General features: G+C 64.0%; 15 protein-coding genes. 9 read left to right on the top strand and 6 right to left on the bottom strand.

Annotation, left to right across the window (positions count from 1 at the left end; translation table 11 throughout):
* Positions 1 to 47 precede the first annotated feature (47 nt).
* On the bottom strand, positions 48 to 830 hold the full coding sequence (locus AB3X89_RS07950; protein WP_368582663.1) for an ABC transporter substrate-binding protein: 783 nt from the start codon (positions 828 to 830) through the stop codon (positions 48 to 50).
* 278 nt (positions 831 to 1108) lie between these two features.
* On the opposite strand from AB3X89_RS07950, the gene AB3X89_RS07945 reads away from it, so the two are divergent.
* Genes AB3X89_RS07945 through AB3X89_RS07915 form a run of 7 tightly spaced genes read left to right on the top strand, consistent with a single transcriptional unit; the run spans position 1109 to position 6661 of the window.
* Entirely contained in the window at positions 1109 to 1636 is a 528-nt protein-coding gene (locus AB3X89_RS07945) for a Na+/H+ antiporter subunit E (protein ID WP_368582662.1), read from the top strand.
* Positions 1629 to 1889, top strand: a complete 261-nt coding sequence (locus AB3X89_RS07940; protein ID WP_176378568.1) for a monovalent cation/H+ antiporter complex subunit F — start codon at positions 1629 to 1631, stop codon at positions 1887 to 1889. The genes AB3X89_RS07945 and AB3X89_RS07940 overlap by 8 nt, the downstream gene beginning before the upstream one ends.
* 3 nt (positions 1890 to 1892) lie before the next feature.
* Positions 1893 to 2135, top strand: coding sequence for a hydrogenase subunit MbhD domain-containing protein (locus AB3X89_RS07935; RefSeq protein WP_018433708.1), 243 nt, complete (start codon positions 1893 to 1895; stop codon positions 2133 to 2135).
* A 3-nt stretch (positions 2136 to 2138) separates the two neighbouring features.
* A complete protein-coding gene (gene mnhG, locus AB3X89_RS07930; RefSeq protein WP_368582661.1) occupies positions 2139 to 2480 on the top strand; it encodes a monovalent cation/H(+) antiporter subunit G in 342 nt (113 codons plus the stop codon).
* Positions 2477 to 3181 (top strand): Na(+)/H(+) antiporter subunit B, encoded by a 705-nt coding sequence (locus AB3X89_RS07925; RefSeq protein ID WP_368582660.1) that lies wholly within the window; start codon positions 2477 to 2479, stop codon positions 3179 to 3181. The genes mnhG and AB3X89_RS07925 overlap by 4 nt, the downstream gene beginning before the upstream one ends.
* Before the next feature lie 16 nt (positions 3182 to 3197).
* Positions 3198 to 3572, top strand: a complete 375-nt coding sequence (locus AB3X89_RS07920; protein WP_368582659.1) for a sodium:proton antiporter — start codon at positions 3198 to 3200, stop codon at positions 3570 to 3572.
* Positions 3566 to 6661, top strand: coding sequence for a complex I subunit 5 family protein (locus AB3X89_RS07915; protein WP_368582658.1), 3096 nt, complete (start codon positions 3566 to 3568; stop codon positions 6659 to 6661). Before AB3X89_RS07920 ends, AB3X89_RS07915 begins: the two co-directional genes overlap by 7 nt.
* A gap of 93 nt (positions 6662 to 6754) precedes the next feature.
* Here AB3X89_RS07915 and AB3X89_RS07910 read toward each other — a convergent pair whose 3' ends face one another.
* The 5 genes from AB3X89_RS07910 to AB3X89_RS07890 form a co-directional block, all read right to left on the bottom strand.
* Positions 6755 to 7426 carry a hypothetical protein gene (locus tag AB3X89_RS07910; RefSeq protein WP_368582657.1) on the bottom strand — a complete coding sequence of 224 codons (672 nt, stop codon included), beginning with the start codon at positions 7424 to 7426 and terminating at the stop codon, positions 6755 to 6757.
* Positions 7427 to 7453: 27 nt separating this feature from the next.
* Complete coding sequence (locus AB3X89_RS07905) at positions 7454 to 8935, bottom strand: cytochrome-c peroxidase (protein ID WP_368582656.1); 1482 nt, start codon at positions 8933 to 8935, stop codon at positions 7454 to 7456.
* Positions 8936 to 9056: 121 nt separating this feature from the next.
* The gene (locus tag AB3X89_RS07900; protein ID WP_368582655.1) at positions 9057 to 11456 is read right to left on the bottom strand and encodes an alkaline phosphatase family protein; all 2400 of its coding nucleotides are present in this window, start codon (positions 11454 to 11456) and stop codon (positions 9057 to 9059) included.
* Positions 11457 to 11980: 524 nt separating this feature from the next.
* The gene (locus tag AB3X89_RS07895; protein WP_368582654.1) at positions 11981 to 12655 is read right to left on the bottom strand and encodes a glutamine cyclotransferase; all 675 of its coding nucleotides are present in this window, start codon (positions 12653 to 12655) and stop codon (positions 11981 to 11983) included.
* A gap of 14 nt (positions 12656 to 12669) precedes the next feature.
* Positions 12670 to 13899 carry a helix-turn-helix domain-containing protein gene (locus AB3X89_RS07890; protein ID WP_368582653.1) on the bottom strand — a complete coding sequence of 410 codons (1230 nt, stop codon included), beginning with the start codon at positions 13897 to 13899 and terminating at the stop codon, positions 12670 to 12672.
* Between the two features lie 167 nt (positions 13900 to 14066).
* On the opposite strand from AB3X89_RS07890, the gene AB3X89_RS07885 reads away from it, so the two are divergent.
* The gene (locus tag AB3X89_RS07885) at positions 14067 to 14828 is read left to right on the top strand and encodes a DUF899 domain-containing protein (protein ID WP_368582652.1); all 762 of its coding nucleotides are present in this window, start codon (positions 14067 to 14069) and stop codon (positions 14826 to 14828) included.
* On the top strand, positions 14828 to 15661 hold the full coding sequence (locus AB3X89_RS07880) for a DUF2182 domain-containing protein (protein ID WP_368582651.1): 834 nt from the start codon (positions 14828 to 14830) through the stop codon (positions 15659 to 15661). The genes AB3X89_RS07885 and AB3X89_RS07880 overlap by 1 nt, the downstream gene beginning before the upstream one ends.
* Positions 15662 to 15706: the final 45 nt, after the last annotated feature.

Below are 15706 nucleotides of genomic sequence, written 5' to 3'. Positions count from 1 at the left end.
CGCGCGAGTGCCAGGTCCAGGCTGGCCACTTGCAGCGCGGTCCCGGCTCACTGACCGTACACGTCGAAGTCGAAATACTTTTTCGCAATGCGGTTGTAAGTGCCATCCGCGCGGATATCGGCAATGGCTTTGTCGATCTTTTCCTGCAGATCGGTATCTTCTTTACGCAACCCAATCGCCGTGCCGCTGCCGAGCGTTTTCGCGTCGTAAAGCGGATTGCCGGCAAATCCGAAGTCCTTACCGCGCGGGGTGCGCAGAAAGCCGATATCGGCTTGCACCGCGTTCTGCAATGACGCGTCGATACGGCCGGCAAGCAAATCCGAATACACCAGATCCTGATCCTGATACGGCACGATCACCGCGCCGGCCGGCTCCCAATACGTCTTCGCGTAGGTTTCCTGAATCGAGCCCTGCTCAACGCCGATGCGCTTGCCCTTCAGCGCTTCCGGCGTCGGCACGATCGGCGAGCCCTTCTTCGCGACGAGACGCGTCGGAATGCGGAACACCTTCGACGAGAACCCGATCTGCGCCTGACGCGCGGGCGTCATCGACATCGTCGACAACACGCCGTCGAATTTGCGGCCTTTCAGCGCGGGAATCATGCCGTCGAACGAATTCTCGACCCACACGCATTTCGCGTTGAGCCGGCGGCAAATCTCATTGCCAAGATCGATATCGAAGCCGACGAGCTTGCCGTCGGCGGCTTTCGATTCGAACGGCGGATAGCTCGCGTCGACCCCGAACCGCACGGTCGACCATTCCTTGGCGATTGCGCTTCCGGACGATACGGCCAGCAGTGCAATCGTCAGGGTGGCCAGCATGGCTTTCATTGTTGCTCCTTATCGGTTTTTTGATGAATTCAAACAGGCGGCACACCGTTATACGCGGGCCGCGAGAAACCCGACATTCGACCGTGTTCCGGCGATCCGCACAATTCATTAAAAAAATCAATTCATGCGGGCCGCGCATAGCCCTGGATCGGGCTTCGGCGGGCAAACAGCCCTATCGTGGTCCTTTTTCAATAAACGAGCGTCGATCCGCATCGGGTTTGATTTGCCATAAATTGTCACTTAGAATTTTCCGCACGGCCTCCTTAGGAACCGATGACATGGCTTCGAACAACGGAAAACCGGTGTCGTCGTTCGTTCCTCGGGGAATGGCCGGCCTCTGGGTCGTCCTGTTCGTCATCTGGATGGTCGCGAATGCATCGCTCGCGATCGAACCCGCTCTCGTCGGTCTCGTCATTACCTTCGTCATCGCGCGTGTCTTCGTTTCGTCGAGCGAAGCATGGCAGCGCCTACGTCTAACGCCAGCGGCGCCGTATCACTTCGCCGCGTATAGCGTGACCTTCATCGTCGAGCTCGTACGCGCCAATCTGAATGTGATGGCGCTGGTGTACTCGCCGCGTATCGACATCAAGCCCGGCATCGTCAAGGTTCGCACTCGCCTCCAAACACCGCTCGGCCGTCTCGCGCTCGCCAATTCGATTGCGCTCACGCCGGGCTCGCTCGTGATGGACATTCGCGACGACATACTTTTCATTCACTGGCTCGACGTGAAGACGACTGATATCGACGAAGCGACCAGGACACTCGTCGCACCGTTCGAAAAGCATCTGGAGAAAGTCTTTGGCTGAGATCATGCTCCGGATCGCCGGCGTGCTGATCTTGTTCGCGATCCTGTTCGGCGTGATCCGTCTCGTGATCGGCAAGACACTCGTCGACCGCATCGTCGCGATCGACGTGCTGACGGTCATCTCGCTGTCGCTGATCGCGCTGTATGCGCAGTTCTCCGGTCGTTTCGTCTATATCGACGTCGCACTCGTGTATGCACTGCTGAGCTTTCTGGCGGTGCTGGCGATTGCGCGCTTTCTCGAAAGGGGGCTGTGAACGATGCTCGAACTGCTCCTGCTGCTGATGTGCGCGAGCATCCTCGTGAGCGGAGTGCTGGCCGTCTGCCTGAAGAATCTGCTCGCCGCGATGGTGAGTTCGGGACTCGCGAGCCTGTTCGCGGCGGTCGCCTTCCTGCTGCTCGCCGCGCCGGACGTCGCGATGGCCGAAGCCGCGATCGGCTCGGGACTCACGACCTTCGTCTTTCTGTACGCGATCCGCAAGACCGGCTATCAGAAGGGCTAGCGCATGTTCGAATTGACCGGCAGCGTGTTCATCTTGTTGGGCGCCGTCTTTCTGTTCTCTGCCGGCCTCGGGCTGCTGCGAATGCCGGATGCGTATACGCGCATTCAGGCCGGCACCAAGGCGTCGACGCTCGGCAACATGCTCGTGCTGATCGGCCTCGCGTTCTACCACCCGAGTTGGACCTTCCGCCTGATTCTGCTGATCTACTTCGTGCTCGTGACCAACCCGGTGTCCTCGCATGCGCTATCGCGCGCCGCCTGGCTGATCCGCACGCCAATGACCCCATCCACGATCACCGACGCGCTCGCCGACGAAGATGCGCGCACCGCCGGGAAGGCCGAATGATGATGCGTCGCGTGTTCGCGCTGCTGACGGTGCTGCTGTTCGCGGTCGTGTTCTGGCGGATCGTCGGCGGCTATGCGGAGTTGCAGGGGCTGCGCCCGCTCGCGTGGTACTACGTCGTCAGAGGGCCGCTCGAACTCGGCGCGCCGAACATCGTGACCGGCATCCTGATCACGTTTCGCGGCTTCGACACGCTCGGCGAAGTCGCGGTGCTGTTCATGGTCGCGGCGAGCGTCGGCATGCTGCTGAAAGAGGAAAGCGCAACACCCACCGCTGCGCCGGACGAAGCTGCGCTTGCGCGCCGGCCCGCCGGCGAGATCGTACATACCGGCAAACAGGTGCTGCTGCCGATGATCTTCACCTTCGGCGGCTACGTGATCGTCAACGGCCATCTGTCGGCGGGCGGCGGCTTCCAGGGCGGCGCGATCGTCGCATCCGCGGTGATGCTGATGCTGCTCGCGCGGCCCCGCTCGACGCTGAACGTGGCGCTGCTGAGCGTCGTCGAGTCGCTCGCGGGCGTGCTCTACGTTTGCATCGGCATTCTGGGCCTCGTGCTCGCGGGCGGTTTTCTCGACGCGCGCTTTCTGCCGCGTGGCCAGTTCGGCGCGTTCTTCAGCGCCGGCGCGATCCCGCTGATTTCCACGCTGCTCGGTGTCAAGGTCGGCGCGGAGCTTAGCGTCATCATCGACCGGTTCAGAAGCTGAACGAAAAGGAGAGCGCATGAGCACCGGCATCCCGGTTTCGAAGATCCTGCTGATCACGGGTTTCTGCCTTTCCTTGATCGGCCTGTGGGGCATGCTGACCCACCGCAATATCCTGCGCATCATCATCGGCTTCGCGGTGATCGACACGGGCCTGCACATCGTGATGGTCGCGACCGGCTACATCACGGGCGGCACTGCGCCGATCATCGATGCGGCGCTCAGCAAATCCGCCGCCGCGCACCGCGCGATCGATCCGATTCCATCGGCGCTCGTCGTCACGGCAATCGTGATCGGGCTATCGGTCACCGCCATCATGCTGTCGTTCGCAATCCGTCTCTACGCGGCCAAGAAGACGCTCGCCATCGACGCCTTCACCGAGTCGAAATGGTAGCCGCGCTGTTCCATCCGTTGCAGATCTTCATTCTCGGGCTCGGCGGCGGCTTCGTCATTCCGCTGCTGTATCGGCTCGGCAAGCCGTGGTTCACGCTCGGCTTCTTCATCGCGCTGTGCGGAATCGTGCTGGTCTCCGGGGTATCGTTCTACGGCCTGCTCGACGGCGGCGATACGATCGAAGTGCTGACCGCCGGTGCGCTGCCGCCAGTGTCGATCAATCTGCGCTTCGGCTTGTGGGAAGGCTTCTTCACGTTCAGCGTCAACGTGGTCGCGCTGCTCGGCGCCTTGCATCTGTGGGACCGACTGCGCGGCAACTACGCGGCGTTGCTGCTGTACCTGATTCTGGTGATGGGCATCGACGGCATGGTGATGACCCGCGACCTGTTCAACCTGTTCGTGTTTCTCGAGATCGTGTCGATCGCGACATACGGCCTGTTCGGGCTCGAGCGCACGCCCGCCGCGCTCGCCGCCGCGTTCAAGTACATCCTCGCGACCGTGATCGCGTCGACCCTGTTCCTGCTCGGCGCGGTGCTGCTCTACTACGTGAGCGGCACGCTGAACATCGACGAATTGCTGTCGCTGCGCGAGCAAATCGGCGGCCCGATCGGCACGGCCGCGATTCTGCTCGTGTTCGCGAGTCTAGTGATCGAACTGAAGCCGTTTCCGGCCAACGGCTGGGGGCTCGACGTCTACGAGACCGCGCCGAGCGGCGTCGCCGCGATGGTATCGGTCGGCGTGTCGGCGGGCGTGTTCTTCGCGCTGCTGAAACTGCTGCCGCTTTTCGACGGCCAGCTGACGCTGCTCGCCGTGTCGGGCGGCGTCACGTTTCTGTTCTCGAACCTGCTCGCGATCAAGCAGACGAAGCCGCAACGCGTGCTCGGCTATTCGTCGATCGGGCAAATGGCGCTATTGATGCTTTCGCTCGCGTTGCTGCGCCAGGTCGGCGCGGACGCATCGATCCCGCTCGTCGTCGGCGGCCTCTTCATCAACCATCTGTTCGCGAAGGCGGGGCTGTTCTGGCTGAACGGCGTGCTGCGGCGGCATGGCGACGACGCACGCGCGATCCTGTCGCGCAGCCCGTTGCTGATCGGCCTGCTCGGCCTCTTCCTGGTGGCGATCGCGGGACTGCCGCCGTTCCCCGGCTTCTGGGCGAAGTGGGAACTCGTAATGCGCCTGACCGCCGCCGGCAAGCCGTACTGGATCGTGCTGATCCTGAGCGGCTCGCTGCTCGAAGCGGGTTACATGTTCCACTGGTTCGTGCGCGCGCTGGCGCCGTCCGGTGTCGAGGCCAAAGCGCGCCCGAACCTCGCCGCGCTGCTGCCGCTGTTCGGCGTCGCCGTGCTGCTGATCGCGGCGGCCTATATGGCGGCCGTGTTCTCGGGCGTCGCGTCGGCGTGGATCTTCTCGCCGCTCGCGGCGGGCGCGCTGTTCTATGCGGCCGATCGTCTGCCAGGGCGCGTGAAAGGCGTGCTCGCGGTGATCGCGATTGGATTGATCGGCAGTCTGCTTTGCGAGGGCGCGGGCCGTATCGCCGGGCTGTTCGCCTGGCTGCTGCTCGCGGGCAGCCTCGTGATCGCCGCGGCGAGTCTCTATCGCGACGATGCGCGCCCCGGCTTCTATCCGATGCTCGTCGTGCTGTCGCTGTCGATTCCAGCGCTGCTGCGCTCGTCGACGTCGCTCGAATTCTTCTATAGCTGGGAAATCATCACGCTGTCGTCGTGCTTCCTGATCGCGAAGTGCCGGCGCGCGGGCCCGCACGTGCTGACCTTCCTGCTGTTTTCGCTGCTGGCGGCGTTCTTCCTGCTGGCGGGCTTCGCCAACGTCGCGGTGATCGACGACACCATCGCACTATCGGCGCTGATCCATTCGGGACCGGAAGCGAACCACGCGTTCGTGCTGCTCGCGGCCGGCTTCCTGATCAAGGCGGGCGCGATCGGCGTGCACGTATGGCTGCCGGGCGCCTACACCGAAGCGGAAGACGACGTGACCGCGATGCTCTCGGCGGTGGTCAGCAAGGTCGCGATGTTCGGCCTGCTGATCGGCACCTATCTGACGATACGCTCGGAGGTCGGCCTCGAACTCGCGCACGTGATGACTTGGATCGGCATGCTGACGACGCTGTTCGGCGCGCTGATGGCATTGCGGCAGAACGACTTCAAACGCATGCTCGCGCTGTCGAGCATGAGCCAGACCGGCTATATCGTCACCGCGATCGGCCTGATGAGCCATCTCGGCTGGGTCACCGCGCTGTACCTGGTCGCCAATCACATGTTCGTGAAGGGCATCCTGTTCCTCGCGCTGGCGGGTGTGATCTTGCGCACCGGCACGCGCAACTTCGCCGACGTGGGCGGTCTCGCGCGCGAGACGCCGCTGACGTTCGCGATGGTCGTGATCGCGCTCGTATCGATGTCGGGCCTGCCGCCGCTGATGGGCTTCGGCGGCAAATGGCTGTTGTTGAGCGCGATGATCGACAAGGGCTGGTTCGGGCTCGCCGTGTGCGGGCTGCTCGCGACCTGCGCCGGCTTTCTGTACATGCTGCGACTGTTGAACGGCGTTTTCCTGAAGCCGCGCCCGCCGCAGCGGCCACAGGTGCGCGAAGCGCCGGTGATGCTGCTGGTGCCGCAGTTCTTGTTCGTGGTCGGAATCGCGATCCTGTCGTTCTTTCCGAAGGTGTTGCTCGAACCGGTATCCGCCGCGATCGATCCGCAGTTCGCCGCGACACTGGTATGGGGCGGCATGTCGCTCGAAAGCATCTACGGGTTCTGGAATCCGACGCCGGTCGTGATCGTCGTGCTGATCGTCACCGCGATCGTGTTCGGACTCGGTGAGCTGTACTACCGCAGCCGCCGCGGCAACGCGCGCAACGCTCCGGACTTTTACCACTTCTATCGGCCCATGCTGAGCCGCACGGTGCCGCCGGTCGCGCAGATCTTCTGGCGCGGCCTGTCGCACTTCGCGCTCGCGGCGGCGGCACGGATACGTCGTGTCTACACCGGCAACGGGCAGACCTACGCGCTCTACGTGCTGCTGTATTTTCTCGTGATCTATTTTGCTAGCACGGGATTGAGTTCAGCGGGGACGCCATAGCGGTGCGGGTGGTCCCGGCGCGGCGGCATGGGAGCCGCCGCGCATGAGGTTCCGCGCGATCCAGTCGTGCGCACCCCGTTGGCAACTCAACGATCAGCGAACGAAATATTCTTCCGCTACCCAGCCGTCCTTGGTCAGGCGCACGCCCTCGCGCAGCTGCATGGTGCCGGCGCCTTCGATCACACGCGCCACCATCGGGAACACTCGCTGGAACTCGGATGTCCTGGCAAAAGGCGCCGGGTCGATCTTATAGGTGTAGAGCACCGAGGTCCTGGTCTCGCCGTCGCGGGTCACGGGCGGCTCCCAGCCCACCACCTTGTCCAAAGACAGCGTAGCCACGCATAGATCGGCGTCGTGCGTGAGGGTCTTCCCGGGTGTCGCCACCACCACCGGATTGTGCAGGTAGAACTTCCTGCCTTCGTCGGTCAGCACATACTCGCGTCCCGGAGCCTCGATCCTGGCTCCGTCCTCGCCAGTGCGCTCGACCATCATCGCGGTGCTCTTGACGAGGCCCAGCTTTTCCATCACCGGCAATTGCACCGCATCGCGGGAATGCGTGACCACGGCGTCCTGATCGGCCACGTGGATGGGCCAATCGTATTTCGCCACGCACAGGTGGCCGCGGTCGGCGAGGTAGTGCGTGATGGTGTTGGTGAAGTTCTCCGCGGAAGGTTCGGTCTTGTTCTGGCAACCGCCCAACAAGAACGCCGCCGTCAGGGAACACGCAATGGCAGTGCCGCGCACCGCATTCGAAAAATGCATCATCGTGGATAGTTCAAGTATTCAGAAGGATCAATTCACGCAGCTACCGCTCGTGGGCTGCGTTGCGGGAGCGTGGTAGCCATCGCTCAAGGTATTCAGGAAACAGATCACGTCCTGCACGTCCTGATCCGACAGTTGCGGCGCCGAATGGACAGCACGCGGCTGCGCACCGTTCAACGCGGTGGTGCCGCCCGCGTCGGTCTGGCCCTGCCCCAGCGGCAGTTCCTCGTCGATATTGCCCTGGTAGGCGGCCGGCAGATCGTTGAACATATTCACCGTCGCGCCCGTTGCATAGGTGGGTTGCAGCGCATAGCTGGGGTTGCTGGTCAGTTTGGTCGAATCGCCACCCGTGGACGGATACCAGTACTCAGGGTTGGTGTCGCGTGTGTTGTAGAAACGAACCACCTGCTCGAGCGAGTGGAACACGCCGTTGTGGAAGAACGCGTTGCGCGCGGCGACGTTGCGCAGCGTAGGCACCTTGAAGCGGCCGCAATACGGATCCGGGTTGTTGACGCCCGTAAAGGGGTCCGGGCCGGCGCCGCTGGTGGCCGAAAGCGGTGTGTGGCTGTCATAGCTGCCGTTATTGATCGGGCCGCACAGTCCCATGTCGTAGTAGCTCGCGTTCAGGTTGGCCGCGATGGGGTTCGGATTGTCCGGGATCGACGCGTCGTTGCGCGGCGCGCCGATCGCCTGATAGGTGAAGTCGGTCCCCAGCGCGTTCGAGCCGTTGAAGTTCGCGCCCATGAAATGACAGGCCACGCAGCCGGCTCCGTGATCGGTATCGTTGAACAGGTTCATTCCGCGAATTTCGGCTGGCGTCAATGTTCCGCCGATCTTGTTGTTCGCATACAGGTCGAACTTGCTGGAATACGGCGCAAAGCTCGGGTCTTCATTCTGGAAGGCCTGCAGCGCGAGTCCGATGTCCTGGAACGCCGTGTCCGTATCGCCGAACACGGCCGGGCCATACACCGCCGTGAACTTTGCGGCATATGCGGAGTTCTTCACCGCCTGCACCACCGCGTCCTTGGAGGCGTTGTTCATTTCGATGGGATTGAGGAGGGGCAGCGCTACCTGATCGGCCAGCGTCTTGCCGCGGCCGTCCCACATGAACCCGCCGCCCGGCGCCTTCGCCGTGATGCCGTCCGGGTTCGAAGCATTGTCGTCGTAGGCCGGCGTCATAGCCTTGTAGCGCAGCGAAGGAACCGCGCGCAGGCCTTCCGATACGCCATCGGAACCGAGCTGCACAGCCAGGCTGTTGGGCGGGCCGTAGGCGAACGCCGGATCGTGGCAGGACGCGCATGCCTGGTTCTTGCCGCCAGACAGGTTCTTGTCGAAGAACATTTGCTCACCGATCTGGGCCGCCGCGCTCAGTGTGCTCGTAGGCGCCGACCCCGGGGACCCCGTCGAGCCCGTGCCGGCGTCAGTCGAGGACGACTGCGACGAACCCCCGCCCCCGCAAGCGGCCAATGTTGACAAGATGACATACAGCGCCCCCGCATAAACCTTGCGCATCGCTACTCCCCGGCTTTGTTCGATAAAACGGCCGGCGGGGGAGCGGCCGAACCACTCCCCCGCGCAGGCTACTGCTTGATGAATGGCACGCTTGCGCGTGCTTACCCTTTAGTACTTTTTATTACTTCGCTGCCCACAGGTTCTTCTGGGTAGCGTCGGGACCGACTTGCGCCGGATCGTTGACGTCACCCGTCTGGAACCTCTGCGTGTAACCGGCCGGAATCACATAGGCGTGGTTCATCGGACGAACCGCGTCGTAGTGCGTATCGGCGCTGCCAGCGTATTCAGGCAGGTTGGCGATGTTCTGCGCAATGTACGATTCCGTGTACTTCGAACGGTTGGCGTACGAAGTCGGAACACCGGGGTCGGCCAGTTGGAACATGTCCTGCAGCGTGCGCACGAACGAGAAGTGGCTATACGTATCGCTGTCGGCGACGCCCTTCGGCGCGGTGCCGACGTCTTGCTGGTTGGTCATCAGCACAAAGATCGAGTTGCCGTGACCCTTGTTGCCGTTGCCGTACTTCGCCTGAACCGGGGTCCAGGTGCCGTCCGCGTTCTGCATCTGCGTAGCCTTGCCACCCACGTCCCAGCCGCAGCACGAGCTGCCGGCGCCGTTGGACGCGCCATTGCCTTCGTCGAACATGACCACGATGGCAACGTTGCGCTGCTTGTTCTGCCACAGCGGCGAAGCCTTGATCTTCTGCACCACCGCGTTGGTGTAGAAGTCGGCGCGGGTCAACAGCGAGTGAGCCGGAACGGTACCCGAGGCGGTCGTGCTGTCCTTACAGGTGCCGTCGCTGCCGGTGCCGTGCAAGTCATCGCACTGGTCGGGCATGATGAAGTTCAGCGTACCGACGTCGCCCTTGGCCAGGTCGGTGCTGAACTGGTCGACGTTGTAGCCGGTCGGAACCTTGTAGAGCGTCGTGCTGGTCAGGTCGGCCGCGTTGGTGTAGTACTGGGTACCGAAGATCGTGCGGTTGTTCGCGTAGAACTCCGGCTGGTTACGCACGTTCTGATAGGCCATGCCCGGATGGTGCTTGGTCTTGTAGAGCGAGCCGGGCATGGCGAAGGGCGTGCCCGTCACGGTGATGCTGCCGTCGGTCTGGTTATAGGCCTGCGATATACCCGTGTCACCGAGGCTGTCGGCGCGCGGATCCTGACCCGGGTTCATGGATTCGCTGTAGGTACGCCACGTCAGGCCCGCGTTCGAAATCTGCGTGAACAGGTTCGGCGCGTTCATGATGTTGTGGTTGGCAACGGAGCCGGTTCCATCCGTCGAGCACGCCTGGTTGGCGGCTGCCGTGTAATTGGACAGCAGCGATCCAACGGCCACGGTGGCGCCGCCCGCGGTGGTACCGATAATCGGGTCGTTCGGCGTCAGCGCAACGTGGGCCGGCAGCGGTTGGCCGTCGGAAGCGGTGCCGCCGGCGAAAGGCTTGTCCGTCGGGGCGGTGGTGCCGGTGGCGGCGCAACCCCACCAGTTGTCGTCGCCGATACCGAAGTCGTCGGCGCCGCCCAAGGCGGTGTAGTTCGGCTCGGACGGGCTGCCGGTCGCGAAGTAGGTCGAGAAGTAGTTGCCGTTGGTGATCATCGAGTTGACCGCCGGCATGTACGCCGAACCCTTGACGCGGTTCGTGCTGCTGTTCTCCAGCATGATCACGAAGATGTTGTCGTAACGCGGAATCGCTTCGACGTTGAACGCAGCCTGCTGGGCTTGTGCGAAGGTGATCGCCTTACGCGCATCCGTCGGGATGGTCTCGCCAGCGGTGATGCCCGAAACGCTTGCCAAGGTGGGATCGCCTCCGGCAACGGCCAGCGCGTCAGGGTACTTGTCGCCACGATCGAGCTTCGTGGTCGCGTACGTGTAGCGGTTGATCAGTGCGTTTTGTTCGAACAGCACGGCATACTGTTCGGCGCCGGACAGAGTGTTGACGTCGGCCAGGACGTCGGCGGCAGGAACCGTCACCGACGCGTTGTTGAACGCCGGGCCCGACAGACGAGTCGACAGATTGGCCTTCTCCGCCGCGTACTTGGTGCCGTTGGCTTCGACGAGCCGCTGCACTTCGCTCGACAACGGGCTGATCACCACCTTGCCGGCGCCCTGGTCGGCGATCTGGTCGGCCGAAGCGCGCAGGATCAGGTGGCTCGCGACCTTCGCGCCCGATGCCGTGTTGGTGGCCGAGGTCGTGATGTCAGCGACGAGCGGACCCGAGGCGGTCGTGGTCAACGAGAAATGGCCGTTGGCGTCGGTTTTCGCCGAGGCTTCGCCGTTGTCGAGCACACCGTTGCCATTGGCATCGACGAACACGGTGGCACCGGAGTAGTAGCCGGCCTTCAGGTTCGGGTTACCGGTCGCGCTGCCCGGTACGAAGGCAGCTGCCGCGACCACGCCCGAGTAGGTCGTGCTGGCGTTGTTGTTGGGAGCGGGGCTGTCCGAATTTCCGCCGCAAGCTGCGAGCACGCAGGCAGCGGCAACGGACGTTAGACAAAGCGCTGGACGCATTTTGTGATGCGATGACATTTGGAGGACCCTGTGTGAGTTGTTTCGGCAACCGCTTCTTTTATGGGGGGCAACACTTAGTAAAACGAGCGAATAATATGAAGGGATTGTGTAAAAAGTATGTCTGCCCACGATAAGGATTAGCGTGACAACCCGACTTGGTTCAGTTCACGACGTCTTGCGAAAAGCCGCAATGCACGGGCAAGCGGTAAAAATGTTCCCGATTCCGCGCTACTGTTGATAAACACTCGAATGCTTCGCGTGCGTGGTGCAGCATCGTGTGTGTGGCAGGCTGGGCTTAGGGTTCGGCCGCGGCGCGGATGGCATCATCCGCCTCGCGTGAGCCGAACCAATGCACAAAGGTTTGAAAAAAAAGATGCCTTTTCAGGCAAAGACGCCGTCGCAGGAAGACGGACGACCAGCGCGATAAGAGTAACGAAAAGAAATATTTCGCTTTTCTTACTATCGATGAATTACGTTATCGACGAGTACAAATAAGCCAAATACCAGCGCCAATAACGACGCCGGGCGATTCAAGTAATGACTCACTCGCTCGTAGAATCGACCGTCACTTGCGAACCGCTATCTCGCGCCGGACGCTGCACGACACGAACGAGCCCGCTGCCGCCGCCGCCGCAGAAGAACAGATCCGCGCCGTTCGATTCGAGTCCGGAGATCCCAGCGCCGGCCGGCATCTCGACGCTCTCGAGCACCTCGCCGCTGCGTGGATCGATATGCCGCAGTTCACTCTCGTCACCTTCCCACGTGCCATGCCATAGCTCGCCGTCGACCCACGTAATGCCGGTCACAAAGCGATTCGATTCGATCGTGCGCAACACCGCGCCAGTGTCCGGATCGACCTGATAGATTTTCCGCTCGGGATACTGACCGACCCACAGCGAACCCTCGGCCCAAGTCAGGCCGGAGTGGCCGCCGTCGCCGGGCGCCGCGATCGTCGACAGCACACGGCCGCTCTGCGGATCGATCTTCTGGATGCGGCCATTCGCGATCTGGAACAGGTGCTCGCCGTCGAAGGCCGTGCCCGCGTCGGCGGCAACCGCGATCGAGCGCAGCGTCTCGCCGCTCGCCGGATCGATCGCGTCGAGCCGTTCGCCGGTCGCGATCCACACCAGCCGGCCGTCATAAGTGACCCCGTGCACTTTATCGACGCCCGTAAAGGGCCCATATTCGCGGACGATTCTGGCGGCAGAGTGGTTCATGATGACCATCCTAATCACGAAGGGAACGGGGAAGGGAGTAACAAAGCCGTCGCGAATCCGGCGAGCGGCGGCGTCATCCATCGGCGCGCGCGCCCCTCGCCCACCGGCTGCACTTTGCCAGCCGCGGCTAGCGTGTCGAGCGAGCGCTGCACGGTGCGCTGACTCGCGCCGAGCACGAGCGCAAGCGCGGAACTCGACCAGGATTCGCCATCCGAGAGACACGCGAGCAGCGCCGCATGCTCGCCTTCGACTGGCGGCGCCAGCACGACGACCTCGCGCGCTTGCCGCGGCGCGAGCGCGAAGCCGCGCGTCGTCGCGCTGACGCTCGCGAGCGTGCCGAGCGCCGCACGCAGCCGGCCGATCTCGACGCGCAACCGCGCGCGATGTGATTCGTCGGCGCGTTTGGCGCGAAACGCGCGTGCGACGAGCGCGTCGCGCGGCACGTCGTCGGGCCATGCCTCGCCTAGCATGCGAGCAAGCGCGAACAACACAGGTCGGCTCGCGAGCGCAACCGCCGCGTTGGCGTCGCGGATCGCGTAGCGGCAAGCGTCGACGATGAGCGGACCACCATCCTGGTTCGAGGTCAGCAGCTTTTCGATCTCATCGAGGAGGATCGGTTCTTCTTCGCCCCTCGCGATCATGCGCGCCGCCGGCTTGCTCAGTGCAGCCGAAGCGCTTTCGACTTCCGCGATCAACGCCGGAATGCCGGCCTCGTGTGCCGCGCGCGCTGCCCGCGCCAGCGCGGCACGAGCGGCGCCGCTGCGCAAACGCCGCAGCGCGACTCCCGCGACCACCAGCTCATGCGCGGCCCGCAACGCGGGCGGAAACGGCCGGGGATCGAGCGCGGCAAGCTTGCGCTCCGCTTCGTCGAGACGGCCGATCAGCAGCAGACGCCGCGCCGCCAGATACCGCGCATGCGCGGCATTCACGCGATCGCCGTGCGCGTCGAGCGTGGCGGTCGCGGCGTCGAGTGTTCTGGCGGGCCATGCGAGATCGCGCGACGCGAACGCGATCTCCGCTTCGGCGACCACGCAGCGGGCGCGCGCGGCCGCATACTGCGCGCCGAATGCGCGCGCGGCGGCGCGCACCAGCGCCTTTGCGCGCACGAAATCGCCGAGCTGCGCCATCGCGATGCCGCGCAGCGCGAGCGCCGGCGCGTCGTCGCGCAACGCGACGCGGTCAAGCGCGCCGAGCGGATCGCCGGCCGCGAGCGCGCGCGCCGCCGCCGCAATCAGCGCGTCCACGGCGTGCGAGTCCGCGCGTAGCACGTCAATGCATCAAGCGAATCCCGCCACACTTGTCACTCCCACCCGATCGATGCCCGGTCCTAATCTAGCACGACCATCAACCGCCACCGACGCCTTCGGGCAAGAGCTCGCACGGCGCGGCACGACCCACGGAGGAACCCACGATGACCACGCATCCGATCGGAACCCGCGAACAGTGGCTCGACGCGCGACGCGCGCTGCTCGACGCGGAAAAAGCCCACACGCGACACGGCGACGAACTCGCGCGGCAACGTCAGGCGCTGCCGTGGGTGAAGGTCGATAAGGCCTACCGCTTCGATACCGACGAAGGCAGCGCATCGCTCGCCGATCTGTTCAGAGGACGTTCGCAGCTGCTCGTCTACCACTTCATGTTCGGGCCCGACTACAAGGCGGGCTGCCCATCGTGCTCGTCGATCGCGGACGGTTTCGGCGGCTTCGCTGTGCATCTCGCGCATCACGACGTGATGCTGATGGCGGTGTCGCGCGCGCCGCTCGAGAAGTTGCAGGCATACAAGCGACGCATGGGTTGGACGTTTCCCTGGGCATCGTCGGCAAGCGGCGATTTCAATTTCGACTTCAATGTCTCGTTCACCGAGGCACAGCAGCGCGACGGCGATATCGAGTACAACTACGCACGCAACTCTCACGCGATGGACGTGAGTCCCGCGCCCGAACCCGTCGCGCAATTCGCGGCGACCTGCGGCACCGACGCGGCCACCTATTCGCGCGACCGGCCCGGCATGAGCGCGTTCGTGCTCGAAGACGGCGTCGTCTATCACACGTATTCGACCTACGCGCGCGGCGTCGATGCGCTGTGGGGCATGTACCAGTGGCTCGATCGCGCGCCGAAGGGACGCAACGAGACAGGCATCTGGTGGCGCCGTCACGACGAGTACGAGCGGTGATGGGCCCGCTCGTACGCGCTGCCTGCACGAACGGGCAGCACTTCACCACGTGGCGCGCGATGCGCTCATCGCAGCGGGTGTTCGTCGGCGTCTGCGCGTTGGTGTTCATCGCGAGCGTCGCGGCGACACTGGCGCACAACGCGTCGATGTCGGCGATGGGCGCGCTGCCGATGCCAGGCGGCTGGTCGATGTCGACGCTGTGGATGCCGACCTGCGGGCGCACGTGGGCCCGCACCGCGGCATCGTTCATCGGCATGTGGATCGTGATGATGGCGGCGATGATGCTGCCGTCGTTGATGCCGATGCTGCTGCGCTATCGCGACGCGGTCGGCGCGCGGGCGAGCGCGGGGCGACTGGCGCTGCTGACGGTGCTGGTGAGCGGCGCGTACGCGGTCGTATGGACTGCGCTCGGTGTGGCCGTGTTTGCGCTCGGTGCGTCGCTCGCGGCGCTCGAGCTGCGGTGGCTAGCGCTCGCGCGGTCCGTGCCGTTAGCGGCCGGCGTGGTGGTCCTGCTCGCCGGCGCATTGCAGTTCAGCACGTGGAAAGCCCGCCGCCTCGCCTGCTGTCGCGCGACACCGAGCCTCGCCGCCGACGCGGCAAGCGCCTGGCGCTACGGGCTGCGCATCGGGGTGGACTGTGCCGGTTCCTGCGCGGGATTAACGGCGATTCTGCTGGTCGCCGGCATGACGGATTTGCGCCTGATGGCCGCCGTGACGGCCGCCATCACCGCCGAGCGGGTCGCGCCGGACGGCGCGCGCGTCGCACGGACGATCGGCGCCATAGCCATCGGCGTCGCTGGCTGGCTGCTTGTCCAAGCCGTTTCAGGCGGCTAATAGACGCGCCTATCAATCGTCGATCGCTTCGCAAATCGATGATCG

The sequence above is a fragment of the Paraburkholderia sp. BR14320 genome, assembly GCF_040948665.1.
GTDB lineage: Bacteria > Pseudomonadota > Gammaproteobacteria > Burkholderiales > Burkholderiaceae > Paraburkholderia > Paraburkholderia youngii.
This window is presented reverse-complemented; position numbering and strand designations above follow the sequence as displayed.